Source organism: Hymenobacter sp., assembly GCF_036388155.1.
In the GTDB taxonomy this organism is placed as follows: domain Bacteria; phylum Bacteroidota; class Bacteroidia; order Cytophagales; family Hymenobacteraceae; genus Hymenobacter.
The window spans coordinates 1-24,052 of the sequence record NZ_DASVSI010000035.1; the positions used below are offsets into that span (position 1 = coordinate 1).

Below are 24,052 nucleotides of genomic sequence, written 5' to 3' on the forward strand. Positions count from 1 at the left end.
ACTTTGCGAAACCTCTTTTCACTCCGCGAAACCTTGCGCGCTTATTTTATTTCCTCAAAGTCAACGTATTCACCACCTTTGAAGCTCTGTGGCTTCTCCTTTTCTGGAGCCGTGGGCGGAACATAGTCCACCCGGATTTCGCCGGGCGCCGGGGCCGGGCCGGGCTGCGGTACCACAAAGCCGCCGTTGCGCATCTGCTTGCGCACAAAGCCGGCCAGCACCAGCCGCAACACGATGGGCAGCACGTACCGCACCGCAAAAAAGAGAAGAATGAAGATGAGCCAGAAACGCATAAATTCTGAAACGTAAATGCCGCCGCAAGGTACAACCCGCACCAGTTGACGGTTGACCAAGCAACATGTTTCACCCCCGCTTTGGTGCCCTTGGCCCTTACGGCCGCTTGCCCGTGTTTGACCGGCGGCCGGGCTTGCGGCGCAGCTGCTTGGCTACGGCGCCCGCCACCAGTCCGCCCACCGTGTACCACGCCACGGTCATTAGCTTGGTTTGGGGGGTGCGGTTGCTGGGCCCTTCGCCCAAGCCCAGCGGGCCGGGCAGCAGCACGCCGCCCACCCCGGCCGCCATACCCAGCAGCAGCCCGCGCCGAATAGCGTCGCGCCCACTACCCACCAAACTGTAATACAACCCATTACTTATAATATCACCCACCATGGTCAGGCCATACAGCGTGTCATTATCGGGCTGCGGAGCGTCGGCTTTGCCCAGCAGTTTACGCAGGCCGCGCATGCCCAGCACGTCCATGCGCGGGGCATCCTTGGGGCGAAATTGGCGCACCGTTTCGTGAATAGCTGTCAGGGCCACGGAGCCAGCCAAACCGGCCATTAGGGCCTGTGGCACAGAGGTTTTTTTCTTTTTCATGTCCGGTGGTTAGGGTGCGGGGTAAGAAGCAAAACGCCAAAGCCGCAAGCAGGGTTGTTGGAGCCCGTTGCAAACGACGGCGTGTCAACTGGGCTTTCGAGGCAGCGGTTGCGTAAATGACATCAAGCGTTTAAATTGCGGTACCATGGCAGTTTCTCTGTTCCTCGCCCTCGTTCGGTTGGCGCTGGTTGGCGCGCTGTTGCTGCTGAATTTCTCCTGCCTCGCGCAGTGTTTGTGGCCGGCTTACGTGGTCATGCATTCCGGCGACAGCATCAACGGGGCCATTCGCCTGAGTCCAATGCACCAGCAGCAGGCTCGCATCAAGTTCGTGCCTCTGCCCGGAGCCACACAGCTGGTGCTCAGGCCAGAAGAAGTGCGGTCTTACGGCTACATTAAGGGCATCGACACCGTGCGGTACTTGGCGTGCAGCTTTCCCATGGGCACGGTATCGAGCTACACCAAGCTGGTAAACAGGCAGCACCAAGTAGTGAACGGCATGGCCAACCTGGTGATGCGATTGTTTCTTCGGCAGCTTGTGGCCGGCTCCGCGCAGCTCTACGAGCGCAACGTCGTGAACGGAGGCCAGGGCGCCTCCGCGAGCCGGCGCGAGTTGTTGCTCTCCCGCCGGGGCCAGCCAATAGTGAATACCTACTGGTGGAATTTTCCCAAAAACGCCGCTTCTTTCTATTGGCGACAACACTGCCCTAGCGGCCGACCTGCAGCGAGGCCGCTACCATTCGCGCGACCTGCCGCAGATAGTGCGACGCTACAACCGGGAAAAGCCCACCTCACCCACCTCCCCTCCGTAAACAGGAAAATGCGGCGAAAATGCCAACGGTTATTGCCCGCATTTTCAAATCCTGTTTATCTTTGCAGTCCCATCCAAAACGCTGGTCGGGAAACAAGCCGATTTAGCTCAGTTGGTAGAGCAGCTCATTCGTAATGAGCAGGTCGTTGGTTCGAGTCCAATAATCGGCTCAGATTAAGATAACCGGAGCACCCGGGAAACCGCTTCTCACGTCGTGAAAGCAGTTTTCCGGGTTTTTTGCGTCTGGGGGTCTCGGTTCTCCACGACGCGAAGCCGGGGGCTTCCTACGCGAGGAACGTCCCCATGTATGGTTGCCCAATTTATGTTGCGAAGCGACAAGAAAGCCATGGCCGGAAGGTGCCCGCTTGAAACGCGCCGACAAGCACGTAAGCCGGAATCTTGGAATACAGAACGGTAATGTAGCTTGCGGGGCCAACCGTCTATCCCGGCTGGCCTTGTTCTGTTCATGGCTTCCTTCTCCGCCGAATTGCAGGTGGCTGGCCAGCGCTACCCCGTGCGGCACTGCTCCTATGAATTTACTCAAGCCACCGGTGAGCGGGGCCGGGTGAGCGCCAAGGTGCGCCACGGCCTGGTGCGCCTGACCCTGGACGTGCCCCACGACGACGTGCTGCTGGGCTGGGCCGCCGCCCCGCACAAGCCCCTGGGCGGGCAGGTTGTGTTTTTTGACGGGAGAGGCGGGCCGGTGCTGGAAACGCTGGCCTGGGAAGCGGGCGAGTGTGTGGGCTACCGGGAGGACTTTGCCAGTGGCGAGGCCGACGCGGGGGCTTACGTCTGCCACCTGACCATTGCCGCCCCGCAGTTGAGCATGCGCCCCGGCGGGCCGGCCGCGTACGTGTCCCCGGCCCCTGGCGAGCACGGCGGCCCGCAACAAGGGCTGGTTGACCCGTTTGTGGTACCACTGCTGAATGCGACCCCAGCGGCCGAAGCGGTGGCGGAGGCGGTGGCCGAAACGGTAGCGGCCTCGCTCCTGGTGCCCATAGCACTGATACTGGCCCTGATACTGGGCAGCACCACCCCGGCCCAGGCGCCGGGCATTCCACAGCCGCACTTCCCACCCATTAACCCTGATGAGTTGCGCCTGCGCGAACTCGTGGCCAAACACGCGGCTGGCACGCTGGCCCCCGACGAGGAAGCCGAATTGATTGCCTTGCTTGGCAAGGTCAAGGGCATTCACATTCAGCGGTTAGAAAATTTGAACGCATCCGGCCCATTGCGGGGCAACGAGCAGCCGCTGCCAGGCTTCTACCTAACCGACTTAGCCTATACCAAGCGACCGCAGGCGGATGTGACCAAGTTGCGTAGTCAATTTGCTTCCGTGCGAAAGCAGTTCGTTAAAGACCTCGTCGCCGACCCAGCTAAGATTGCGCACCTCAAAAAGGTTGGAATGAATGATGCCGACCTTGAACTTATGGCCAAAGGTGGTGTGCCGAAATCGTACCGCGTGCATCACAAATTGCCACTCGACGACGGAGGCGACAACTCAGTTACCAACTTAATGCTTATTGAAGACGACCCTTGGCACTTGGCTATCACAAACCTCCAAAACGTAAACACGGTGGGGCTGCAACCGGGTCAAACTATTAACTTGAAGTGGCCGATGTACAACGGCGACATCTATCCCTAATTTCATGGAAGCGACTTTAGAAGCTCAACTTAATAGCATCCAGGCAATTCAGCAGGAGTTCGACCAGCAAATGGAATCGCCGGCTCCGGTAGACGAGATAGTCCGCCTGACGATTGCTGCCCGTCAGCAGCTTGAAGGCTACGACGTGCCCCAAGCCTACCTGAACGTATTAGCCGTCACCAACGGTGTCGAGTGGAACGGTTGCCAGCTTTACGCTAGTCGGGACCGAACATTTTTCAATGAAGCCGGCTGTGTTAAATACGCCGTGCGCGGATTAGTTGAGGCCAACGAAGCGTGGCGCATACTCGACTATAACCGCGGGTACGTGTACTACGGCGAGTCTGGCCTCGACTTGTACCGCCACAATCTGGCAACCGACGGGTTTGAAATCTGTACGCGGGTAGGTCTTACGGTAGTGGAAAGCTTTAACACAGCCGGAGAACTACTAACACGTGTGTTTGAATTAATGCTGGAATAATTCTTAACTATGAAGCTGTTTAAAAGTCGGTTCGCTGCTGTAGAGACGCATAGTTGCGTCTCGTCGTTGAATAACATCGGCGTTTTTGGTTCAACTAATAAGACGCAAATATGCGTCTCTACACCGTTCTTCTGACTTTCTAAACAGCTTCTATATGTTGGGCAATTACTCAAGGACGAACAAATAGCTTATGACCTTGCCTTAGCCACCGGCGAGCGGGGCTGAGGGTGGCCAAGGTGCGCCACGGCCTAGTGCAGCTAACCCTGGACGTACCCCACGACGGTGTTTTGCTGAGTTGGGCCGCCACACCGCACAAGCCGCTGGCCGGCCGCGTACGTGGCCCCCCGCCCGGGAACACGGCAGTCCGCCACAAGGGCTGGTTGACCCGTTTGTGGCGCCTCTACTCACGCCTGCGCCGGTGGCGGTCCCAGAGGCGGTGGCCGAAACGGTGGCGGCCTCGCTCCTGGTGCCCATAGCGCTGATATTGGCCCTGATACTGGGCAGCACCACCCCGGCCCAGGCGCCGGGCTTGCCGCCGGTGGACCGCGACGAGGCACGGCTCCGCTACCTAGTGGCGCAGCACGCCGCCGGCTCGCTCCGGGGGAAGAAGCCGAATTGATTGCCTTGCTGGCCAAAGTGAAAGGAATTCGGGTAAGCTCGCTGGCGGACCTGGATGTGATGGGTCGCTACAAAAAGCAGCCCCAGGCACTGCCCGGTTTTCACTTTGAGGAAATTACTTACACCAAACGCATGAAGGCGGACACCGACGCCTTGCGCCGCAAGTTTGACTCGAGCGTGCGGGCCAAGTTCATGAAGAAAATCAGTTCTGACCCGGCCTATGAGCGCCAACTACGGGCAGCTGGATTCGACGACCAAGCACTAAAAATAATGCAGGGCGGCCACGTTCCTACAGGTTGGCAAGTGCATCATAAGCTGCCGCTGGACGACGGGGGGGACAACAGTTTCGATAATTTGCTTTTGATTAAAAATACACCTTACCACAGTGTGGTGACAGGATACCAAAAGACTTATACCGGCAAGTTGCAGCCGGGTCAAACGGTGCAGGTTAAGTGGCCTTCCTATAGCCAGGGAATTGTTTATCCACCCCAAAAGCCCTGATTTTCATTCATGATTCTATCATTTGAAATCTTTACTCTGGTGAACACCGTGCTTGACCGGCTTAAACAGTACGAGGTCAAAAAGCAGCCACCGCTTTCCAAAAAATCCCAGGAGGTGTTCAGGCGGCGCGTAGCGGATACGCTGTCCTACGAGTTGCCACCGGTGTACCTTGGGCTTTTGGCTGTTGCAGACGGACTCGATTGGAACGGCATCGTGCTGTACGCCAGCGAAACGCGGCTGCGTGATGACGATGAGCTTGACGCTCAGGGCCTGTTGGAGGCCAATATTCAGCTTCGCCTCGCCCACACGCCCGATAAGGATTTTGTCTATTTTGCGGAATCCGGGATGGACGCCTACCGACACAACTTGGCGGCAAATAAATTTGAGGTTGCGGACCGGGTGGTGGGCGATTCCGTTTTCGAACCCTTCGACACGGCCGAAGAATTGTTTCAGCACTTGCTGACGAATATGCTGAACGCGGGCGACGATGACGAGTCAGACTTTTAGCCCGTGTATCGGCGCAGCACGGACAGTTTCCAAACTGACCCAGACAAAGCACAGCCCATCTGTGCCGCCGATAATTTCACGATGAAGAGTTGGCGCTGAGACGAGCAAATCAGGCGGCCTGTAGTTACTCTTCGCGGCAGCCCTAACAGCCGTTGTCGAGACAGCACACCTTGATGCGGTAGACCAGCCCAGTGGCGGGGTGACGCACTTGCAGCAGGGCGAGGGGAAGGTGAAACGCTGGGACGAAACGTGGTGGCTGGTGCCGGCTAATCCACCTTGCCAACCATGCCTTACAGGGTTCGGACGGGAGAACTGCTCATCAGGGCCGCTTGATTAGAGCGCCGCGTTGGCATTTTTGGGCGCTTTGCGTTGCTTCCGCTCGGCTTTCATGCGCGGACGCACGCCGTCGTCGACGCCGCGGCCGGTGGGCTGCGGCTGGTACAGGGAGCCCGGCGTGGCGGAGGCCGGGGGCGCGGTTTCCATCTGGTAGCGGTGGGCAATGTTGGCCGACAGGCGCTCGGTGAAGTGGGGTGCTATCTGCTTGGAGATGACCGCGCCGCGGGCCTTCCAGCCCACGGGCAACTCCTGCCGGGGCCGCACCGAGGAGCGCACCATGGCATTCACCACTTTGGAGGGCGGGTCCATGGCGGCCATGCGGGGCGTGCCGCCGCTGTAGTTGGCGGCGTGGCCCCAAAAGGGCGTGTCCACGGCCCAAGGCTCGACGGTTACCACTTCGATGTTCTTGTAGCCTTGCAGGCGCAGCTCATGGTTGAGGGCCTGGTCCAGGTTGCGGATGGCGCCTTTGGTGGAAGCGTACACCGCGTGGTAGGCCAGCGGCACGTGGCTTTCCACCGAACCCAGGTTCATGAGCGTGCCCTGCCCTTGGCGCTGGAACAGCTTCACGGCCACCTGGCTGCCGTAGATGATGCCTTTCAGGTTCACGTCAATTATCTGCGAATAGTCGGCCAGGGGAATGTCCCAAAACTTGCCGATGCCGCCCACGCCCACGTCGTTCACCCACACGTCCACGCGGCCAAACTGCTGCACGGCGGCCTCGGCGAGGCGCTGGACTTGCTCGGGCTTGCTGATGTCGGTGGTGACGACCAGGGCCTGGCCGCCGCCGGCCCGGACCTTGGTAGCCACTTCTTCCAGCACCTCGGTGCGGCGCGCGGCCAGTACCACGTTGGCCTTCATGGCGCCCAGCTGCTCGGCCATGCCCCGGCCAAAACCGCTCGACGCCCCGATGATGACGTAGGTTTTGCCCTGCACTTTGCGCTGCACCGCCGGGCCGGGCTTGGAAGTGGCGCAGCCGCTCAGCACCGCCACAACCAGCAGCCAGCCCATGAGCTGGCGGCCCAGACGGACAAAACACGGACGGAGGACCATTGCGGGTGAAATACTGTAGTTGGGGCTCATGGCAAGGGAAGAACGGGGTGAGTCAGCAGTACCGGTTCCTACCGCTTGCTTTGGCGTAAAGTTGCTACGGTTGAGGCGGCAAAACCTGGCTTCGCGGCAAGCTGTTGTGGATACGGTCGGGCTCGGTTTTCCCAGTTGCTGCCCGCTATTTGCCACGGTTTGAGTGCCGGAACGGTGGCAGGGTGCAGCTTCTCGGATTTCTTTGTGCTTTGCTTGCAAACCCACTCTTCACGCCCAAAAAAATTTATGCACGCACCCGGCCTCATCATTGGCGGCGGCATTGCCGGCCTTACCGCCGCCGTGGCGCTGCAGCAGCGGGGCATTGCCGTGAAAGTGTGCGAGGCCGCGCCCAAAATTCTGCCCCTGGGCGCAGGCATTTGGATGGCACCCAACGCCATGCAGGTGTTCCACCGGCTGGGCCTGGCCGAGAAAATCAACGCCGCTGGCGTCCCCCTGCGCGACATTCAGGTGGTGGACGGGCAGATGCGGCCCATTATGCGCACCAACCAAGACCGGATTCGCCAAAAATTCGGCTACACCACCACGGCCATCAAGCGCGCGGCTGCAAGAGCTGCTGCTGCAAGAGCTCGACCCGGCCCAGGTGCTGCTGGCCAAGGCCTACGTGTCGCTGCGCCAAGAGCCCACCGGCTTGGCCGTGAGCTTCGCCGATGGCAGCACCATCACGGCCGACTTCGTGATTGCCGCCGACGGCATCCACTCCCCCATCCGCACGCAGCTTTTTCCAAGTGTGCGCTTTGCGGGCACCGGGCACGTGGTATGGCGGGGCATGTCGGAGGTGCAGCTTGCCCCAAAGTACAAACAGGCCATCATGGAAGCCTGGGCCGATGGCGTGCGCTTCGGCTTCTCGGAAGTGGCCGATGGCGTAGTCGATTGGTTTGCGGTGGTGAAGCCGGGCCTCGTTGGCCCCGACCGCCACCAGCTGAAGGCTCAGCTGCAAGCCGTCTTTCAGAGCTTCGCCTACCCCATTCCCGCCATTTTGGCCAGCGCAGAGGAGGCCCGCATCATTCGCAACGACATCGCCGACTTCGACCCCATCCGGCAGTGGAGCCAGGGCAACGTCTGCCTGATTGGCGACGCCGCCCACGCCGCCACGCCGTACATGGGCCAGGGCGGCTGCCAGGCCGTGGAAGACGCCTACGTGCTGGCTCAGTGCCTCGCTCAGGAGGCTACCCCGGAGCTGGCCTTCGCCGCCATGCAGCGCCTGCGCCGTAAACGGGCGACGCACATCGTGCGCACCTCGCGCCTCATCGGCCGGGCGGGCTACCTGACCAGCGTGGCCGGCGCTTTCCGCAATTTTGTGATGCGTGCCGCCCCCGCCCGGCTGGTTGAGCAGCAATTCTTCCAGGTGTATTCGCTGAACTACTAAGCGGTGCCCCACAACCTGCGCAGCAGCGGCCAGAGCAGCGCGGTGCTGGCTGGCTACTGAAGCTGTTGGGCTACTGCTTGCGGGTGGGCCAGTTTTTTGAACGAAGCCACCACGCCCGCGGCCTGGGCCAAAAACTCCGGCTCGGCTTCGATGTGGTTGCCCACCACCACCACGTCGGCGCCAGCGGCCAGTGCGGCGTACACCTTCTCGCCCGAATTCAGCCCACCGCCCACGATGATGGGCGTGGCTACGGCCTCCCGCACGGCCGCAATCATGGCGCCCGACACGGGGTTCTGGGCGCCGCTGCCGCCGTCCAGGTACATAATTTTGAGACCTAACTGCTCACCAGCTAGGGCGGTGCAGGCGGCAATGCCCGGCTTGTCGTGCGGCAGGGGCGCGGTGTTGCTCACGTAGGAAGCGGTGGTGGGCCGGCCCGAATCGACGAGCATGTAGCCCGTGGGCAGCAGCTGCAGGCCGCTGGCGCGCAGGCGCGGCGCAGCCACCACGTGCTGCCCAATCAGGAAGTCGGGGTTGCGGCCCGAAATCAGGGAGAGCAGCAGGATGCCGTCGGCGGGACCGTCGAGGTGCAGGCTGTGGCTGGGAAACAGCAGCACCGGCACCGTGGAGTGCTCCTTTAGCAACGTAATGAGGGCAGCCTGGTGCGAACTAAGCACCAAGCTGCCCCCCACGAAAAAGTAGTCGACCGGATGCGCCTGGCTCAGGCGCAACAAGTGCAACAAGCTGGTTTCAGTTAGATTATCCGGGTCGAGCAACACCGCCAGCGCCTTGCGGCCACGCTGCCGACGGGTGCACAGCTCATCATATAGACTGGGAGTGGGTGGACGCATCCGGGGAATCGAGGGAAACAGATGAGGCAACCGGAGCCGCCGCCGAAACGGGAGAGAACCCAGTTTCGGCGGGAGCGTAGCCGGGTGAGGCCGCAAGGTCGGGATTTTTGTGCGCCGGGAAAAACTCGCTCACTTTTTTTGTCACCAGCGCGAGGCCCACGGCGGCCACCTGCCCCACCAGTACCTTGCCGGTATCGGTCTGCAAGAAAGCCTTCAGCACCGAGCCAATCATTTTGGAGCGGGAGTTGGAGTTGGCATTCGCCTGGCCGTCTTCGTTGTCGAAGGCGTGTGAGGCCGGCAGGCGGCGGCTGTCGTCGTAGGGCAAGTCCTGGAAAGGGTCGTCCTCGAAGTCCTCGGTGTCGAACGGCGAGGGTTCGCGGTGCTGGTCCTCGTCGTGGGCAGCGTCTGCGTGGTACGACTGCGCGGCGGGCCTATTGCCAAAGCCAAAGTCGTCGGACTCGTACTCTTGCTCGGGCTGGTCGTTGTGGTCCTGGTCTTGCTGCTCCTGAAACACGGCGGCCGAAGCAGCGGCCGACTTGTAGCTGGTCTTGCTCTTGTAGCGCTTGCCGTTGCCGGCCGTGAAATACTGCGCGCCGAATTCGCTGTCCTGGTCTTGGTCCTGGTCAGCGCCGTCGAAGTCCGGGGTGTCCTGGTCGTCGAAATCCGGGTCGTAGCTCGCGTACTTGTCGTCGCTCCGCTTGCCGTAGCGCTTGCGCTTTTTGCCGCTGAAGGCTTTGGTGATGAGCCAGATGCTGCCGGCCAGGCCGGCGCCCACCAAGGCGACTTTGCCCGCCTTCACCGACTGGTCCTTGATGTGGTCCACGTCGCCGCGCAGGGCACGCTCGTACTCTAACTTCTTGCGTTCGAGAAATTCCTTTTCTTCTTCAAACAGAGGGTTTTGCAAGTCACTCATGGCGGCTAATCTTGGCGTTTGTCAGATTTGTAGATGGTGTCCTTCAACAGTTTGTTGGCGAGGCCTTGGAAGGCGGCTTTGTCAACGCCCACCAGCACCAGTACGAGCAGCAGCAGGTAGAAACCGGCCACGATGCCAAACCCCCACACGTGGCTGTCGAGGGCCTCGTTCAGGGCCAGGCCCGCAAAAACACTGAGGAAGATGACGAACATCAGCGCCAGTATCGCCAGGGTGACGCCGTGCAGGGTACCCACCAAGATGGTGGAAGTTTTTTGCTGAACTTCGAGCCGCACCAAGTCGATGCGGGTGTCGAGGTAGCCGGTCAGGTTGCCAATCAGGCTGTCGTTGCGGGGCGTTTTGGAGGTGTCGTCGTCGAAGGCCATACGGCGAGAAGATAGGGTGGCACAAAAGAACAGGAAGCGTGTGGCGCCGGCCCCTTCCCGAAGAAAAAGGGGCAGACTGCGCCGGTTCTACGAAAAATTCCGGCGCGCGGCTGACTTTTGTGCGGTCCTTTGTGTTTGCTGTCCAGCTGTGAGTCAGAATCATTATCAAGTTCTTGGAGTTGCCGCCAACGCCGCGCCCGCCGACATCAAGCGGGCGTATCGGCAGTTGGTGGTGCGGTATCACCCGGACAAGCACGGCGGTGACGTCCGCTATGAGGACCAGTTCAAGGCCGTTGCCACGGCCTACCGCATCCTCAGCGACCCGGGCCGCCGCGCCACCTACGACTTCCAGTTGGCGCAGGCCGCCCGGCGGGCCGAGGAGCTGCGGCGCCAGCAGGCGCACCGGCCCGCCACCCAGCACGTGTACGGCGTGCCCATGCCGCCGCCCGCGCCGCTGCGCACCCGCCGCCCGGCCGGCAGCCACGAGCGGCACTACCAGCGCATTCCGCGCCACAAAGCGCGCTTCAACCGGCGCGACTGGCTGCTCACGGGCCTGCTGCTGGCGGGCATTCTGCTGTTTTCGCTGGCCGTGAAAGTGACCATGGACCGCGTGACGGCCACCACCAACTACGAAGACGGCCTCCGCGCCTACGGCCAGGGGCAGCTGGCGGCGGCTTACAGCTTCATGGAGGAAAGCCTGCACTTCCGGCCCGACTACGCGCCCGCCCTGCGCCGCCGTGGCGAGCTGGAGCTGCTGCTCAACCACGACGCCAACGCCGCCCGGGCCGACTTTCAGGCCGCCTTGCTGCAGCCCCAGCCCCGCCGCGTGGCCGCCGACCTGCTCTACCGCCTGGGCCGCTGCGAAACCGCCTTGGGCCGCCCCGCCGCCGCCGAGCTCAGCTACACCCGCGCCCTGAAACTCGACAGCACCTTGAGCGGCGCCTACCTGGCGCGGGGCCAGGCCCGCCTGCTCGACCTCAACCGCCCCGAGCTGGCGCTGGCCGACCTCACGCAGGGCATCAACCAGCGCCGACGCACGCAGGCCGGCACGCCCTGGCACTACGTGCAGGTGCGGGGCGTGGCCCTGACGGCGCTGGGCCGCTTCGACGACGCCCAGGCCGAATACTTCCAGGTGCTGCAAGCCCGCCCCAACGACGGCCGCACGCATTTCCTGCTGGGCCGGCTGGCCACCCGCACCGGCAAGCCCGAGGCCGCCTGCGAGTTTTACCGGCGGGCCCTGCGGCTGGGCTACGAATACGCCCGGGAGGCGGAGGCCGAGTGTAAGTGAGGAGACGCAGGGATAAATTAAGCTTAAACCGTCATGCAGAGCGCCGCGAAGCATCTCGCGTGTGGTAGTAATCCAATCATTGAAAAAGCTAGTGGTGGCACGCGAGATGCTTCGCGGCGCTCTGCATGACGGCCTTTTTACTGTTGACTGGGCTAGCTAGTTAACAAACGCAAAGAACCGCTGCTGGCACGGGGCCGGCAGCGGTTCTTTGCGTTTGTTAACTAGCTCAGAAAGTTAGTTAGGCATCAACACCGTGTTCACGACGTGGATAACGCCGTTGCTCTGGAGCACGTCGGCGATGGTCACGGTCGAAACGCCGCCTTTCTCGTCTTTCAGCTCGATGGTTTTGCCCTTGGCCGTGGCCGTCAGGGTGCCACCGCTTACCGTCTTGAGGGTAGCGGTGCCTTTGCCGGCTTTGATGGCCTTCGTCAGGTCGGCGGCGGTCATGCGACTGGCTACCACGTGGTAGGTCAGGATTTTGGTGAGGGTTTCCTTGCTCTCGGGCTTCACCAGGGTTTCTACTGTGCCGGCGGGCAGCTTGGCGAAGGCTTCGTTGGTGGGGGCAAATACGGTGAAGGGACCGGGGCCTTGCAGGGTTTCTACCAGGCCAGCGGCTTTCACGGCGGCCACCAGGGTGGTGTGGTCTTTCGAATTAACGGCGTTTTCCACGATGTTTTTCGTGGGGTACATGGGCGCGCCACCCACCATTACAGTCTTGGCGGCCTGGGCCGAAACGGTGGTGGCAGCACCAACGCTGAACATGGCAACTAGGGCGAGCGAAAACAAAGTCTTTTTCATCAGGATAAGCAGATGCTTGAATGTTGTGAATGATACCCCACTTACGCGCCGACTTGCGCCGATGGATTGCCTCGACTGTATCTTTCTTGACAATGGGCGCCATCCAAAGGAATTTTCCTTTGTGCAAATCGCCTAAACTGGAGAGTGCAAGGCCCCAAAAAAATGCAGCCCAATGCGCTATCCGCGATGATTACGTCTGAGGCTCCTGGCGTCCGCTGCTGCTATCACCAGCTGGCCAAGGCCCACCGCACACGCCTTCGAAACACCGCTTGCTCTTTTGAGTAACTGAGGAGTACTTCTTCCAACGGCCCTGAGGTACTGGCATCAAAAACTATTTCGATGCACTCGAACTCAGTGAACTTATATGATACTCCCATTGGAGTGGGAATCCATCTGATTTGAAAACAGAGGCGCCAGATTACCCGCTCTTCTTCAGGAGCTGTTGGGTTAGAAACTGAATCGATGCATGCCCAAGTCGGTAATTCGGCATAAGTGATTTCCGAATTTTCCCATCTGGCCCATTCTTCGGGCTTCTGCGTGGTTAGCTTTTCCGCATACCACCGCCGAAGGAGGGCCTGTTTTTGAGCAAGCGAAGCTGTCGGCGTTGGCCACAGCAGCATCCCAGCAAACTCGATTCGGCCGGTGCTGGCGTCACGGGGCCAACTCGGTATCTGTTGCGCAAAACATCCACTGGCCAGTACCAGCCATAGAAACAGAAAAGTGGCACCGCGAATCTGCAAACCCATGCGCTAAAGTATATCCTTTTGCAAAAGAAGCCCATAACTATTGGCTGAGCTTTGTGCTGAATAAATACCGCGCTTCCCCTGCATTGGTCTGCCTTTCCCTTTCTGCGAGAGAGTGGCAGCGCGGTTTGCTCTACCTGCTCAAAACATTTGCCCTGCCTCCTACTTGCTGCTACATGCGTCTTTTTACCCTCCTGCTTTTCCTGCTTGTTGCATTTGCCTCCCACGCCCAAAACGTAAGCACCGTGGCCGGTACCGTGCGCGACCGCGCCACCCAAGAGGTATTGCCCGGCGTCAGCATCACGCTGGAAGGCACGGAGTTCGGCACCGCCACCGACGCCGAGGGGCGCTACCGCCTCACGGGCGTGCCGGCCGGCGCCTACAACCTGCGCGCCACCTTCGTGGGCTACGACCCGCTCCTGCGCTCCAACATTGCCCTAAGCAGCGGCAACGTCAACACCCTCAACCTGGAGCTGAACACCGTGCCCCAGGCCCTGGGCGAAGTGACCGTGACGGCCAGCCGCGCCATTCGGGTGGCCACGCCCGAAACGCCCTTGAGCGTGCAGCGCCTCACCACCGAAGAAATCAAAAGCAACCCGGGCGGCAACTTCGACATTTCCAGGGTAGTGCAAAGCCTGCCGGGCGTGGGCGGCGGGGGCAGCGGCGGCACGGCCGGCTTCCGCAACGACATCATCATCCGGGGCGGGGCGCCGAACGAAAACGTGTATTACCTGGACGGCATTGAGGTGCCGGTCATCAACCACTTCCCCACCCAAGGCAGCGCGGGCGGCCCGGCCGGCATCCTCAACGTGAGCTTCATTGAGGACGTGACGCTGAGCAGCTCGGCGTTTAACGCACGGTACGACAACGCCCTGAGCTCGGTGCTGCAGTTCCGACAGCGCGACGGCAATTCCGAGCGCATTCAGGGCAACCTGCGGACGTCGGGCACCGAAGTGGCGGCTACGCTGGAAGGGCCGCTCACCTCCAACACCACGTTTCTGGCCTCGGCCCGGCGCAGCTATTTGCAGGTGCTGTTCAAGCTGATTGACTTGCCCATCCGGCCGGATTTCTACGACTTTCAATTCAAGACGACGACCAGGATTTCGCCCAAAACCACGCTCACTACCCTGGGCCTGGGCGCCATCGACCACTTTGAGGTAGTACCCCCCAAGGAAAGCTCGCCGTCCAAAGAATACATCCTGCGTTCCAACCCCACCATCGACCAGTGGAACTACACCGTGGGCCTGAACCTACGCCGGCTGGTAGACAACGGCTTCGTGAACGTGGCCCTGAGCCGCACCCAGCAGGCCAGCGACGCCAACGCCTTCGAGTACGGTTTTGAGGGCCAGGAAGCCTACCGCAAGCTGGGCGCCCGCACCGGCGAAACCGAAAACAAGCTGCGCGCCGACGTGAACAAGCGCGTGGGCCGCTGGCAGTACAGCTACGGCCTGGTGGGCCAGCTGCAGCACTACGACAACAACCTCGTGCAGCGCCTGCGCAGCGAAGTGCGCGACACCGCCACCGGCCAGCTCGTCAGTCCCGGCGTCACGGTGCGCTTCCAGACCGACCTGGACTTCGTTCGCTACGGCGCTTTTGCCCAGGCCACGCGCACTTATGGCGCCGAAAATCGCCTGACCGTGTCAGCCGGCATCCGGGCCGACGGCACTTCGGCCTTCACGGAAGGCTACCGCCTCGACCGCACGCTGTCGCCCCGCGCCTCGCTGAGCTACGCCCTGCTGCCCACGCTCAACCTGAACGCCTCGCTGGGGCGCTACTTCAAGATTCCGCCCAGCACCATTCTTGGTTTTACCAACGAAGCGGGCAGGCGCGTGAATGCCAACGGCCGCTACATCCGCTCCGACCACGCGGTGGCCGGGCTGGAGTGGCTGCCGGGCAAGGCCACCCGCTTCACGCTGGAAGGCTTTTATAAGAAGTACGCCAACTACCCGGTGTCGGTGCGCGACGGCATCAGCCTGGCCAACTTGGGCGGCGACTTCAATGCCATCGGCAACGAGGCCGTGACCAGCACGGGCAAGGGCCGCGCCTACGGGGCCGAAGCCTTTTTTCAGCAGAAGCTCAGCGGCAAGCTGTTCGCCATCGTGTCGGCCACCGGTTTTCGCTCGGAGTTTACGGGGCTGGATGGCATTTACAAGCCCTCGGCCTGGGACACGCGTTTCCTGGGTTCGGCGCTGCTGGGCTACCAGCTGGGCCGCGGCTGGGAGCTGGGCGCCAAGTACCGCGTGGGCGGCGGCGGGCCCTACACACCCTACGACGAAGAGGCCAGCCGCGCCAGCTACCAAGCCGTGGGCACCGGCATTTTGAACTACCGCCAGCTCAACACCCGGCGCCTCGCCGGCTTCCAGCAGCTGGACCTGCGCCTCGACAAGAAAATCAGCCTGCGCCGCCTGAGCTTCGATTTCTACGTCGACGTGCAGAACGCCCTGCTCACCAAGCCCGTCTCGGTGCCCACCTACACCTTTGAGCGCACTGCCGACAACGCCGGCTACACCACCACCGACGGCCAGCCCCTGCGCCCCGACGGCCGCAACGCCAACCCCATCCTGCTAGCCGATGATGATGCGCTGGTAGTGCCGACAATTGGGTTCATCGTGGAGTTCTAGGATACCCTACTAGGACTAGGTACTTGCGTTTAACACATTAAAATAGCTGGTCATGCTGAGCGCAGCCGAAGCATCTCGCCCGCTCCATCTGTCATGTTGAGCGTAGCGAAACATCTTCTCACGGCTTCTGGCTGGATAAGGTCCTTCGCTGTGCTCAGGATGACAAGAGGCGCGGGCGAAATGCTTCGACTCCGCTCAGCATGACCGGCTATTTTACTTAAGCGGCTACTTTACTTGAGGGGGAAATTGTGATTTAGCTACTGTTGACGACCTACTTACGCTTTCCCACGAAAAACCCCGACTGATTGGGCCAGCCGGGGTTGAGAGACATTTATACCACGGGGCTACTCGCCTATTGCACCACCACCTGGGTTTGCTGCACGAACCCCTCTTGGTGCATGCGCACGAGGTAGAGGCCGGGGGCCAGCGGGGCGCTGTTGAGCAGAATCGGGTTGCCGCCTTTTTGCAGGGAGGTGTGCTGGCTAAATACTTTGCGGCCCTGGCCGTCCATTACTACAATCTCGGCGGCGCCGGGGCGCTGGGCTTCCACGCGCAGGTTGAGGCGCTGGCCTTGGATGAGGGGGTTGGGGTAGGCTTGCAGCCAGAGCGGGGCGGCGCCGGTATTGCTTTTGGTAGCCAGGGCGGTGCGCACCAAGGTCCAACGCTGGGCGGGCTCAAAGCCGTTGTCTTCCCAGACGTTGGCGCGGTAGCCCGGCGCGGGGCTGGCGTTGCCAATTTCCAGCACCTGCGACACGCCGGCCGCGTTGGCCGAGTTTTTCAGGGTGAATTTGTAGCGGCCGTTGCCGTTGGGGTCGGTGATGAGCCAGCGCTGGGCGTCGTCGCCGGTGGCCAGCAAGACGTTCTGTTCCAGCAGCGCGCCAATGGTTTTGCTGAGGCCCACGGTTTGCACGTACATCACCGTGCCCAGGTGGCGCAGCTTGAAGGAGCCGTCGGTTTGCAGCTCGAAGACGTAGCGCTGGGCGTTGATGCCGTTGTCGCCCCACTGCGCCACGGCGGCTCCGGCCGTGGCCAGGTCCCGGTCTATGTCCAGGCACAGGGCGGTGCCCGCCGGCACGCCAAAGGCCGCGGCCGAGCCGTCGGCCACCGTTCCGTAGCGGGTGATTTTGTAGATGCCGCCGTTGGTGAGGGGGCCCTGCGCTGAAGCAACATGGCCAGCGCCCAGCAAAGCAAGCGTAGCCAGTGCGCTAAAGAGTACCGTTTTTCTCATAAGTGTTGGGGTGGGTTTTTGTGAAGAAAAATCAAACGATTTCAGAAAAGCAGGACGCAGATAATGCGCGCTACAGATTTCTAGCAGGTTTGGGAGAAGACAAGTATATGGATTTATTTTCGTTTTTACACAATCGTTTGTGTAAAAACGAAAATTTCTCACTTCCTAGGTGTATAGTCCCAGGGTGAGGTGGTGTATTTTCCGGTTCAGAATTTCGCACAATGCTATGGGACAGATACTCCACGGGTGCGCCCGCACAACTCAGGCAGTACGGGGTGCTATCCAACGTAGTCAGGAAAGCCTACAAGCGCTAGCCGCCCGCCACGGCGTCAACCCGAAAACCGTCGCCAAATGGGGCAAACGCCCCACGGTTCAAGACGCCCGGATGGGCCCCACACCGGCTTCAACGGTGCTCACGGCCGAGCAAGAGGCCGTGGCTGTCGCTTTTCGCCGCCACACGTTGCTGGCCCTCAACGACTGCCTCTACGCCTGGCAAGCCACGATTCCGCACCTTTCGCGTTCGGCCCGGCACCGTTGCTTTCAGCGCCACGGCGTCAGCTGCCTGCCCTTGACGGAAGATGGGCTGCGCGTGCCCAGAAACAAGTTTAAGGACTGCCCCATCGGCTACCTGCACGTCGGTTTTGCGGAAGTGCAATCCGAAGAAGGCCGCCAACATCTGTTCGTGGCCATTGACCGCACCAGCAAAGTGGCCTTTGCCGAGCTGCAGCCGCAGGCCACCAAAAGGGCCGCCGCCGACTTTTTGCGCCGGGTGCTGGCCAAGCTGCCGTACCGGCGGGTGCATGCGGTGCGGACCGACAACGGCGTCCCGTTCGGCAACATGCGCCACCAGCCTTGGGCCTTTCGCCACATCTTCGACCGCGTCTGCGCCGAGCACGGCATCGAGCACCGCTTCACTAAGCCGGGCCATCCCTGGACCAACGGCCAGCTCGAGCGCATGAACCGCACGAGTAAAGAAGCGACGGTCCAGCGCTACCATTACCAGACCACGGCCGAGTTAAACGAGCACCTGCAGGCCTTTTTGCTGGCCTATAACCACGCCAAACGATTGAAGACCTTGCGCGGCCTCACTCCGCACGAATTCGTGTGCGCCCAGTGGCAGAAAAATCCCGTTAATTTTAACCACGACCCGACCCACCTCACGCTGGGACTATACACCTAAACAACCCCGTCACGCCGAAAGCCCGTCATGTAGAGCGCAGCGAAGCATCTCGTGTGCAGTAGCAATTCAATCGATTGGTTTACTACCTCACGCGAGATGCTTCGCTGCGCTCTGCATGACGGATAATTCAGTTCGGCGCTGAAGCACTTTCAGCCCAACAATAACCTACTGCGCCGCTAACTTGTAGCCGCATTAATCTACCCTTCGTGACCTACCCCGACTTCGCCGCCCGCTGGCGCAACTCCGGCGGCGCCGAGCGCGCCAACTACGGCCTCTTCCTGCAAGACCTCTGCGACCTGCTGGGCGTGCCGAAGCCGGCCCCGACCACTGACACTGCCTCCCAGGACCAGTACGTGCTGGAGCGCGCCGTCACCTTCCACGACGGGCCCAAGAAGAGCACCGGCCGCATCGACTTATACAAGCGCGTTATACAAGTGCGGCTGCTTTATATTGGAGACAAAACAGGGCGTAGGCAGTAATTTTACTGGCTTAGATTCCGAAGCACCGGACAAGGACAGGCGTGAACTGGGCCTCAGCCCTGAGAAGCGCCGTTACGGCCACGCCACCCGCGGCACGATAAAATGGGAGCAGATGATGCAGGCCGCCCGCCAGCAGGCCCTGGGCTACGTGCGCGCCCTGCCGCCCGACGAGCCCCGGCCCCTGTTTGTGCTGGTGGTGGACGTGAGCTACTGCATCGACGTGTACGCGAACTTTGCCGGCGTCGGCGATTCCTTCGTGCCCTTTCCCGACCAGGCCCGGTTCCGGCTGCCGCTCTCGGCGCTGGCCGACGAGGGCACCCGCGCGCTGCTGCGCCAGGTGTGGGAGACGCCCCGCGAGCTGGACCCCAGCCGCCGCGCCGCCCGCGTCACGCGGGAGCTGGCCGGCTACCTGGCCGGCGTGAGTGCCCAGCTAGAGCGGGCCGGGCACGCGCCCGAAGTGGTGGCCCAGTTCCTGATGCGCTGCCTGTTCACGATGTTCTCGGAGGACGTGGGGCTGATTCCCAAAACCAGCTTCACGGGCATGCTGCGCACCTACTCCACGCCGAAGCTGCGCGAGTTTCTGCCCGATGCCCTGCGCGGCCTGTGGGCCACCATGGACACCGGCGGCTTCTCGCCCGACCTCAAGGCCCGCCTGCGCCGCTTCAACGGCAAGCTCTTCCACGACGCCACCGCCCTGCCCCTCACCCCCGACCAGATGGCCCTGTTGCTCAAAGCCGCCGAAGCCGACTGGACCGAGGTGGAGCCCGCCATCTTCGGCACCCTGCTCGAACGCGCCCTCGACCCCAAGGAGCGCCACAGCCTGGGCGCCCACTACACCCCGCGCCGCTACGTAGAGCGCCTGGTGCTGCCCACCGTGCTCGAACCCCTACGCCGGGAGTGGACCGCCGCCCAGGCCGCCAGCGCCCGCCGCCTCGACGAAGGCCAGCCCCGCGAGGCCCGCCAGGAGCTGGTGCGCTTCCTCACCCGCCTCACCTCGCTGCGCATCCTGGACCCGGCCTGCGGCTCCGGCAACTTTCTCTACGTCACGCTGGAGCACCTCAAGCGGCTGGAAGGCGAGGTGCTGGCCGCCATCAACGCCTTCGGCCAAACTGGCCTGCTCGACCTCGGCGGGGGCACCACCGTGTCGCCCCGGCAGCTGCTGGGCCTGGAGCTGAACCCGCGCGCCGCCGCCATTGCCGACGTGGTGCTGCGCATCGGCTACCTGCAGTGGCACCTGCGCACCCACGGCATCACCCAGCTGGCCGAGCCCCTGCTTGATGAGTACCAGAACATCCGCCAGCAGGACGCGGTGCTGCGCCACGACGCGCCCACGCCCCGCCGCGACGCCCACGGCCAGCCCGTGACCCGCTGGGACGGGTTTACAATGAAAATCAATCCCGTCACGAATGCCGAAGTGCCTGATGAAAAGGCACAGGTTACGGTTTTAGATTATCCTAAACCTGAACCCGCTAAGTGGCCAGATGCTGATTTTATTATTGGGAATCCGCCGTTTGTGGGCATGAAAAGAATGCGACTTGCGCTAGGTGACGGTTACGCCGAAGCACTTCGCAAAGCTTACAAAGGTGTAGTGCCTGACTCCGCCGATTTGGTTATGTATTGGTGGTACAATGCTGCCAAACTGTTGCAAGCCGGAAAAGTCGAACGCCTCGGATTTATTACCACCAACTCCATCACAATGATTTTTAATCGTCGTATGATAGAGCAATTTCTGACTGATGAAAAGTCTCCTATTTCGCTTGACTTTGTAATCCCAGACCATCCTTGGGTAGACGGGGCAGAAGGTGCGGCTGTTCGCATTGCTATGACCGTAGCGCAACGTGGTTCCTCAACTGGAAGACTGCTAACCGTAATTAATGAGCGTGCAACATCTGATGAAACTGTTGAAGTTGATTTTGCCGAGCAAGAAGGCGTAATCAATTCTGATTTGTCAGTTGGCGCAGATGTTACAATCACTAGAATTTTAGAATCAAATTCTGGCCTCTGCTTTTTGGGCGTAAAGTTCTACGGCCAGGGCTTTGTCATTGACAATCTGACAACTAAAGCGTTAGAGTCAACAAGTAGCCGGAATCTAATCAAAAGATTTATCGGTGGACAAGACTTGGTTAAATCTCCTCGTGGGCTGCATGTTATTGATGCGACTGGATATACGACCGATGAATTAACACAGCAATTCCCTGACGCATACCAACGGCTTTTAATGCACGTTAAACCTGAGCGAGACCATAACCCACGCGAATCAAAGCGTCAAAAGTGGTGGCTATTCGGGGAGAACCAGCCTTCAATGAGGGCGGCAGTAAAAGGTCTGAGCCAGTACATCGTGTCGGCCGAAACCGTAAAGCATCGCACCTTCACATTCGTTCCAGGAGATTGGGTAGCGGAAGGCACAGCAGTCGTAATAGCTTCTGATGATGCATTCACGTTAGGTGTTTTGTCAAGTCGAATTCATATGGTTTTTGCATTGGCATCCGGTGGCGATTTGGGCGGTAATACGCCACGCTACAACAAATCCCGCTGCTTCGACCCATTCCCTTTCCCCGCCGCCACGCCAACGCAGCAGGCCCGCATCCGCGAGCTGGCCGAACAGCTCGACGCCCACCGCAAGCGCCAGCAGGCTCTGCATCCCAGCCTCACCCTCACCGACCTCTACAACGTGGTGGAGAAGCTGCGCGCCGCCCAGCCCTTGTCGGCCAAAGACCAGACCGTGAACCAGCAGGGCCTCGCTTCCGTGGTCCTCAGCCTGCACCAGCAGCTCGACAACGCCGTAGCCGACGCCTACGCCTGGCCCGCCCCCTTGCCAGAGGCCGAGATTCTCACGCGCCTCGTGCGCCTCAACCACGAGCGCGCCCGTGAGGAAGCCGGCGGGCACGTCCGCTACCTGCGCCCGGCCTACCAGGGGCAAGGGGATAAGGAAAAAGGGATAGGGAATACGGGCACTAGCCAGCCCGCCCTTGCGCTCGCCGTATCCCCTGTCCCCTCTTCCCCTATTCCCTTCCCCACCGAGCTGGCCCAGCAGATGCAGGCCCTGCGCGACGCCCTCCAGCAAGCCGCCCAGCCGCTGAGCGCCGCCCAGGTAGCCGCCGGCTTCAAGCGCCTGAAACCCGAGAAAGTGGAGCCGCTGCTGGCCACGCTGGCCGCTTTAGCTTTGGTGCGGCAGACGCCGGAAGGGGCTTACGTGGCGTAGCCGCCGGCCCTGGCGCATGTGCCCCGCCGCCCTTGGGCAGTAGCGCGACCGTGCCCAGCGGGTACGCTGACCACGGAGCTGCGCTATCGTAGTGGCACAGAAGCAGGCACACAGCGGACCGAGCCGCCGGTCCGACCGCCCTAGGCGGTCCGACCGGTCATTGTTGCCCTGATGTGGCGCGCCCTTCAACCGGTCGGACCGCCTAGGGCGGTCGGACCGGACAATACGCCTACTGCGGCCCCGGCCAAACGCTCAGGCTGGGCGGCCGGGGGCTTGCGCGGCCGTCGCGGGGTCTTCGGGGCGCTGGGCAAAAATTCGTTCCCGCAGGGCCTGAGCCAGGGCCTGGTTGTTCCAGTACTGGCCGTGCGCGGCCAGCGGGGTGCGGGCGTCCTCGTCGATGCGGTTGTCCACGGCCTGGTAGCCCGGTATCTGGTCGGCCGGCGCCGCGTCGTAGTAGTCCAGCTTGCCGCTGATGATGTCGTTGGGCGAGTGAATGTTAATCCACGTCACGTAGTGGCGCGCCCGCCACGCGCGCAGCAGCGGCTGCACCGAGGCCGTGAGCGGCGGGCGCACCGACGTGGCGTTGGTTTGGGTGTGGAAGATGTAGGCCGTTTTGTCGAGGGGCGAGCCGAAGGTGATGAGGCCGCCGGTGCGGGCATCGGCGTGCAGCGGGTGCCCCATGCTCTCGTCGAGGTGCAGCGTGGCGTTGAGCGCGTCGTAGGCCACCACCGAGCCGAGCGAATGCCCCGCCAGCACAATCCGGTCGTAGGCCAAGGGCAAGGGCGCGCGGGGGTCGTCGCTGGCCCCTTGGCGGGCCCCGTAGAGCGCGCAGGCCGTTTGGTAGGCTTGGCGCCTTACCTCCTTGCGCACCCGATGAAACCGGTCCACCTTGTAGGCGTCGAGATAGATGGCCACGTCGCCCATGTACTGCACCAAAAAGCTTCGCAGGTACAAGCTGATGCCCACCGTGGCGCCCCACACCGCCCCAATGAACCCCCGGCGCACAATGGCGGCCCAGTTGGGCGTTTTAAGTTCTTCGGGCAGGGCGCCGAGCCAGCCGGGCAGGAGCCCTTGGATGCCGCTGAGCACCACGCTGGGGTTGGGCTCGCCGGGAGCCAGCGCGTGGTCGATGGTGAAGTAGTGCCACGCCGTCACGAACGTGGCCACCACCAGGGCCACGCCGGCCACCACCAGCAGCGTCCAGGTGAGACCCCGCACCAAATTCACGATTCGCAGGGCGGCCAGCTGCCGGGCTTCCCGGGGGCTGAGTGGCAGCCGGCTGCTCGCCTTGCGCTTCAGCTTGCCAAGCTTTAGCATAACTTTTTGGCTGAGCCACAGGCCGGTACCAGCCAGCAGGGCCGGCCCCAGCAAAATCAGCAGGTCCAGGGTGAGGTAGTCCACCAGCTTGGCCGGCATTTCCGACAGCTTCGAGAACCCCAGCAGGTTGGCGCCCGCCACCAGCGTCAGCAGGGTGTTCACGACCACCAGCGACACCACCAGCAGCAGGGCCGCCAGCAGGCCCCACATGGTTTGGTTGGGGATGGCAAATTCCCGTATCCCGCCGAACAGCCACCGCCGGAAGGTTTTGGCTTTCTCGCCTCGCCGGGGGCGCAGCCGCAGCCCCCGCCACCCCGCCGAGGCCATGAACCGCACCACTTCCGACAGCGAGATGTTGCCTTCCGTGAGGGGCGCCCAGTAGGTCTCGTACACGTGCACCGTGCGAGCGGCCTGCCCGTCGAGGCTGGCCACTTGCAGCTCGGCCCGGGGCAGCCAGGTTTCGCGCCGGCGGTCGGGGTCCAGAAATCGGACGTGGGTCACGACTGGGGCGCCCGGCGGCTGGGGGCCCTGCAACAGCTCCACCACGGCGGCCAGGGTGGCAAACGGCACCTGCTGGCCCATGCCGTGGGTCACGAGCAAGGCCACGGGTTTTTGGGGGTCTTCGGTTTCGGCGCCCGACACGGGCCGGGTCAGCGAGGTGGTTGCGATGTGGGAAGCAGCCAACTCCACTGCCCGCCCGGGCTGCTTTTCTTCTTGCTTCATCTCTGGTAGAATTGACTTGGCTCGCTAAATATAGGGGCCCGAGGTAAGCTGGCCGGCCCAAAAATTTGTTGTTGCGGCACCGGAGCGGCCGTG

The 24,052-nt window shown here is 61.8% G+C and carries 21 protein-coding genes, 1 tRNA gene and 1 pseudogene; 13 read left to right on the forward strand and 10 right to left on the reverse strand.

The window, feature by feature from the left end:
* Positions 1 to 41: 41 nt before the first annotated feature.
* Entirely contained in the window at positions 42 to 293 is a 252-nt protein-coding gene (locus tag VF629_RS05035) for a hypothetical protein (RefSeq protein ID WP_331057363.1), read from the reverse strand.
* Between the two features lie 97 nt (positions 294 to 390).
* Positions 391 to 876 (reverse strand): hypothetical protein, encoded by a 486-nt coding sequence (locus tag VF629_RS05040; RefSeq protein WP_331057364.1) that lies wholly within the window; start codon positions 874 to 876, stop codon positions 391 to 393.
* A 905-nt stretch (positions 877 to 1,781) separates the two neighbouring features.
* Between VF629_RS05040 and VF629_RS05045 the strand changes: the two genes are divergently transcribed.
* The 6 genes from VF629_RS05045 to VF629_RS05070 all read left to right on the forward strand — a co-directional run bounded on the left by VF629_RS05045 (position 1,782) and on the right by VF629_RS05070 (position 5,433).
* A tRNA-Thr gene (locus VF629_RS05045) sits at positions 1,782 to 1,854 on the forward strand.
* 296 nt (positions 1,855 to 2,150) lie between these two features.
* A complete protein-coding gene (gene tssD / locus VF629_RS05050) occupies positions 2,151 to 3,329 on the forward strand; it encodes a type VI secretion system tube protein TssD (protein WP_331057365.1) in 1,179 nt (392 codons plus the stop codon).
* 4 nt (positions 3,330 to 3,333) lie between these two features.
* A complete protein-coding gene (locus VF629_RS05055) occupies positions 3,334 to 3,807 on the forward strand; it encodes a YrhA family protein (protein ID WP_331057366.1) in 474 nt (157 codons plus the stop codon).
* 391 nt (positions 3,808 to 4,198) lie between these two features.
* On the forward strand, positions 4,199 to 4,426 hold the full coding sequence (locus tag VF629_RS05060; protein WP_331057367.1) for a hypothetical protein: 228 nt from the start codon (positions 4,199 to 4,201) through the stop codon (positions 4,424 to 4,426).
* Positions 4,423 to 4,926, forward strand: coding sequence for an HNH endonuclease signature motif containing protein (locus tag VF629_RS05065; RefSeq protein WP_331057368.1), 504 nt, complete (start codon positions 4,423 to 4,425; stop codon positions 4,924 to 4,926). Before VF629_RS05060 ends, VF629_RS05065 begins: the two co-directional genes overlap by 4 nt.
* A 9-nt stretch (positions 4,927 to 4,935) precedes the next feature.
* The gene (locus tag VF629_RS05070) at positions 4,936 to 5,433 is read left to right on the forward strand and encodes a YrhA family protein (protein ID WP_331057369.1); all 498 of its coding nucleotides are present in this window, start codon (positions 4,936 to 4,938) and stop codon (positions 5,431 to 5,433) included.
* 333 nt (positions 5,434 to 5,766) lie between these two features.
* On the opposite strand, the gene VF629_RS05075 is transcribed toward VF629_RS05070, so the two are convergent.
* Positions 5,767 to 6,849 (reverse strand): SDR family NAD(P)-dependent oxidoreductase, encoded by a 1,083-nt coding sequence (locus tag VF629_RS05075; protein WP_331057370.1) that lies wholly within the window; start codon positions 6,847 to 6,849, stop codon positions 5,767 to 5,769.
* 246 nt (positions 6,850 to 7,095) lie between these two features.
* On the opposite strand from VF629_RS05075, the pseudogene VF629_RS25770 reads away from it, so the two are divergent.
* Together VF629_RS25770 and VF629_RS05085 are read left to right on the forward strand one after the other, a co-directional pair.
* Positions 7,096 to 7,356, forward strand: a pseudogene (locus VF629_RS25770) (FAD-dependent monooxygenase); the annotation flags it as partial.
* A 70-nt stretch (positions 7,357 to 7,426) separates the two neighbouring features.
* Positions 7,427 to 8,236, forward strand: a complete 810-nt coding sequence (locus VF629_RS05085; RefSeq protein WP_331057454.1) for an FAD-dependent monooxygenase — start codon at positions 7,427 to 7,429, stop codon at positions 8,234 to 8,236.
* 53 nt (positions 8,237 to 8,289) lie between these two features.
* Here VF629_RS05085 and VF629_RS05090 read toward each other — a convergent pair whose 3' ends face one another.
* Genes VF629_RS05090 through VF629_RS05100 form a run of 3 tightly spaced genes read right to left on the reverse strand, consistent with a single transcriptional unit; the run spans position 8,290 to position 10,380 of the window.
* Positions 8,290 to 9,084, reverse strand: a complete 795-nt coding sequence (locus VF629_RS05090) for a geranylgeranylglyceryl/heptaprenylglyceryl phosphate synthase (protein WP_331057372.1) — start codon at positions 9,082 to 9,084, stop codon at positions 8,290 to 8,292.
* Positions 9,056 to 9,997 (reverse strand): hypothetical protein, encoded by a 942-nt coding sequence (locus VF629_RS05095; RefSeq protein WP_331057373.1) that lies wholly within the window; start codon positions 9,995 to 9,997, stop codon positions 9,056 to 9,058. The genes VF629_RS05090 and VF629_RS05095 overlap by 29 nt, the downstream gene beginning before the upstream one ends.
* 5 nt (positions 9,998 to 10,002) lie before the next feature.
* Positions 10,003 to 10,380, reverse strand: a complete 378-nt coding sequence (locus VF629_RS05100) for a phage holin family protein (protein WP_331057374.1) — start codon at positions 10,378 to 10,380, stop codon at positions 10,003 to 10,005.
* Between the two features lie 148 nt (positions 10,381 to 10,528).
* On the opposite strand from VF629_RS05100, the gene VF629_RS05105 reads away from it, so the two are divergent.
* Positions 10,529 to 11,668, forward strand: coding sequence for a DnaJ domain-containing protein (locus VF629_RS05105; protein WP_331057375.1), 1,140 nt, complete (start codon positions 10,529 to 10,531; stop codon positions 11,666 to 11,668).
* A gap of 234 nt (positions 11,669 to 11,902) precedes the next feature.
* Here the strand turns inward: VF629_RS05105 and VF629_RS05110 are convergent, their stop codons facing one another.
* Positions 11,903 to 12,466, reverse strand: coding sequence for a fasciclin domain-containing protein (locus VF629_RS05110; RefSeq protein ID WP_331057376.1), 564 nt, complete (start codon positions 12,464 to 12,466; stop codon positions 11,903 to 11,905).
* A 224-nt stretch (positions 12,467 to 12,690) separates the two neighbouring features.
* Complete coding sequence (locus tag VF629_RS05115) at positions 12,691 to 13,212, reverse strand: hypothetical protein (protein WP_331057377.1); 522 nt, start codon at positions 13,210 to 13,212, stop codon at positions 12,691 to 12,693.
* A 173-nt stretch (positions 13,213 to 13,385) separates the two neighbouring features.
* Here VF629_RS05115 and VF629_RS05120 point away from each other — a divergent pair, with 173 nt between their 5' ends.
* Positions 13,386 to 15,830, forward strand: coding sequence for a TonB-dependent receptor (locus tag VF629_RS05120; protein WP_331057378.1), 2,445 nt, complete (start codon positions 13,386 to 13,388; stop codon positions 15,828 to 15,830).
* A gap of 352 nt (positions 15,831 to 16,182) precedes the next feature.
* Here the strand turns inward: VF629_RS05120 and VF629_RS05125 are convergent, their stop codons facing one another.
* Entirely contained in the window at positions 16,183 to 17,058 is an 876-nt protein-coding gene (locus VF629_RS05125) for an RICIN domain-containing protein (RefSeq protein ID WP_331057379.1), read from the reverse strand.
* A gap of 226 nt (positions 17,059 to 17,284) precedes the next feature.
* Between VF629_RS05125 and VF629_RS05130 the strand changes: the two genes are divergently transcribed.
* The 3 genes from VF629_RS05130 (at position 17,285) to VF629_RS05140 (ending at position 21,919) form a co-directional block, all read left to right on the forward strand.
* Positions 17,285 to 18,238, forward strand: coding sequence for an IS481 family transposase (locus VF629_RS05130; protein ID WP_331057380.1), 954 nt, complete (start codon positions 17,285 to 17,287; stop codon positions 18,236 to 18,238).
* Positions 18,239 to 18,444: 206 nt separating this feature from the next.
* Positions 18,445 to 18,717, forward strand: coding sequence for a type IIL restriction-modification enzyme MmeI (locus VF629_RS05135; protein WP_331057381.1), 273 nt, complete (start codon positions 18,445 to 18,447; stop codon positions 18,715 to 18,717).
* Positions 18,689 to 21,919 (forward strand): class I SAM-dependent DNA methyltransferase, encoded by a 3,231-nt coding sequence (locus tag VF629_RS05140; RefSeq protein WP_331057382.1) that lies wholly within the window; start codon positions 18,689 to 18,691, stop codon positions 21,917 to 21,919. The genes VF629_RS05135 and VF629_RS05140 overlap by 29 nt, the downstream gene beginning before the upstream one ends.
* A 252-nt stretch (positions 21,920 to 22,171) precedes the next feature.
* Here the strand turns inward: VF629_RS05140 and VF629_RS05145 are convergent, their stop codons facing one another.
* On the reverse strand, positions 22,172 to 23,959 hold the full coding sequence (locus VF629_RS05145; protein WP_331057383.1) for a hypothetical protein: 1,788 nt from the start codon (positions 23,957 to 23,959) through the stop codon (positions 22,172 to 22,174).
* Positions 23,960 to 24,052: the final 93 nt, after the last annotated feature.